Raw genomic sequence first — 444 nt, 5'->3', positions numbered from 1 at the left:
GATCCGGGCCGAAGGCGTTGAGGGAGTGGGCGGCGCAACCGGCTACGTTCTTCAAAACTGCAAGCTCTACGCATGGGCTTATTTCAAGCACCGTCATGGTGGTGAAAAGCCTCGTGCCGCAGACTTCAAGATCACGATGGATGATGCACGTTTCTTGCGTCGTCTGAACTTGGGTCATCTGTCTCTCGAATACCCATCGTATGGTCTCAAGGAGTGGGGCGATCTGGTGTACAATGCGATGTGCGAGATCGAAAGGTCTGGCTATATCGGGAAATTCATGAACAAGAAGATGAAGTTTCTGATGCGCCCCGCCTTTGATTTGAAGCGCGACGATTTGAGGGGGGAGATGGTAACTGCCGCTTTCCGCGCCATTTATCTAAAGTTCCCACGCTTTGATTCCGTGCTCCACATTACGAACGTGGCTAAAACCACGATTAGTAATAC

1 protein-coding gene is annotated in these 444 nt (G+C 51.4%); it reads left to right on the top strand.

The genetic code is table 11. The features are described from left to right. On the top strand, positions 1–444 hold a 444-nt coding region (locus tag AC1RPJ_RS07820; RefSeq protein ID WP_481762849.1), incomplete at both ends, for a hypothetical protein.

Source organism: Dellaglioa sp. CoH-57-MRSF-17, from assembly GCF_056782015.1.
This window is presented reverse-complemented; position numbering and strand designations above follow the sequence as displayed.